Source organism: Ruegeria sp. AL11 (assembly GCF_056540865.1).
Genome location: NZ_JBQFXO010000041.1, coordinates 1 through 1,600, shown reverse-complemented (window position 1 = coordinate 1,600; position 1,600 = coordinate 1). Strand labels below are relative to the sequence as shown.

Annotated in this window: 3 protein-coding genes; 2 read left to right on the top strand and 1 reads right to left on the bottom strand. The window is 58.2% G+C overall.

Features of this window, described 5'->3' with window-relative positions:
- Positions 1–372, bottom strand: a 372-nt coding sequence (locus ACR0IP_RS23120; protein WP_480528152.1) for a helix-turn-helix transcriptional regulator, incomplete at its 3' end; no start/stop codon positions are given.
- An 84-nt stretch (positions 373–456) separates the two neighbouring features.
- On the opposite strand from ACR0IP_RS23120, the gene ACR0IP_RS23115 reads away from it, so the two are divergent.
- On the top strand, positions 457–1,155 hold the full coding sequence (locus tag ACR0IP_RS23115; RefSeq protein WP_480484147.1) for a glutathione S-transferase family protein: 699 nt from the start codon (positions 457–459) through the stop codon (positions 1,153–1,155).
- On the top strand, positions 1,152–1,538 hold the full coding sequence (locus ACR0IP_RS23110; RefSeq protein ID WP_480528151.1) for a DUF1801 domain-containing protein: 387 nt from the start codon (positions 1,152–1,154) through the stop codon (positions 1,536–1,538). The genes ACR0IP_RS23115 and ACR0IP_RS23110 overlap by 4 nt, the downstream gene beginning before the upstream one ends.
- The last annotated feature ends 62 nt before the right edge of the window (positions 1,539–1,600 follow it).

The following is a 1,600-nucleotide window of genomic DNA, read 5'->3' as shown; positions in this document are numbered from 1 at the left end:
TGCCAGAACCGCGTGGCTGAGCCGATGGGACTGGCGTTGCGGCAAGCGTCCCTGAAGTTTCCGCAGGGCCGTACCCGCCGCACTCGACAAAGCCGGATCGCCAATCACCTGAACTTCGCGCAGGCCCAGAACCAACGCTTCAAGCTCATCATCAGTGAACCCCAATGGGGGCAGGGTTGCGTCCTCGATCAGCGTAAAGCCAAACCCCGCTTCGCCATCGATCACGGCACCCAGTCCGCGCAATGCATCAATATCCCGATGAATTGTTCGGGCCGAAACACCCAGATCCTGCGCCAACTGTTCGGATGTTCTGGGCGAAGGGCCAGAACGCAGGGCTTGCATCAGTTGGAACAATCGAGCGGTGCGGGACATGATGTATAATAGCTTATCCCTAATGACAGAAACTGTCATTAGGTCCCGATACTCAGTCAGCACACAATGACACGGAGCCTCATAATGCTGACCCTTCTCACCTTCCCCTCCGCCTTCGGCCTGTTCAGTGCCAGCCCCTTCTGCGTCAAGACAGCATTGATGCTTCAGCAGTCCGGCCAGACCTGGCAACGTTCGGACATGCTTGACCCCCGCAAGATGCCTCACCAGAAGCTGCCCGTTTTGCGAACACCGGAACGCCTGGTCCCGGACAGCGACCTGATCCGCGATTGGTTGGAACAGCAGGGCGCGGATTTCGACAAAGGGTTGACGGATGTCGAAAAGGCGCAGTCCCGCACACTGGTGCGCATGGCCGAAGAGCATCTGTATTTTCACATCGTTCTGGATCGTTGGGGCAATGACGAAGTCTGGCCAGTCTTACGCGATACGTTCTTTACCGGAATTCCGGCGTTGATCCGGAAACCGGCATCCAATGCGATCCGGAAATCCGTTCTGAAGGGGATTACGTCACAGGGAATCGGGCGGTTTTCGTTGTCCGAACGGCTGGACCGGATCGAACGTGACCTCGAGGCGATCTCAGCCTATTTGTGGCAATCCTCTTTCCTGCTTGGGGACCGTCCGACATCGGCTGATATGAGCGTTGGTCCAATGCTTGCCGCGATGCGCGCCACACCTGCGGACACCCCCCTGACCCGCCGGATCAAACAGGATAACCTACTGAACAGCTACGTGGACCGGTTGGAACAGGCGATACCAATTGCATGAAACCCTTTGAGATCCCTTTGGTCGCTTCGGCCTTTGAGACCCTGCCCCCGCAAACCCGTGCGGGGGCTCTGGCCTTGCGGGCGCTTGTGTTTGACACGGCAGCCTCTCTGCCTGCTGTCCCCACAGTGCGAGAGGAACTGCGCTGGGGTCAGCCCGCCTATCTTGCGCCCAAAGGGTCAACGATCCGGCTGGGCGCGCACAAATCGGCACGTTTCGCCTTGTTTGTGCATTGTCAGAGCCGGTTGATAAGCGATTTCACATCCGCCTTTCCGGGCGAGGACCGGATCGATGGGAACCGTGCCGTTCTGTTTGATGACACCGCACAAATCGATCCAACACGCCACGGATGGCTGATTGCCCGGGCGTTGGCCTATCACCTCTGACGGCGTTTGCGTTCGACCTTGCGCTTGATCTTGTCCTTCTTGCGCTTGGTACTGACCGCCTT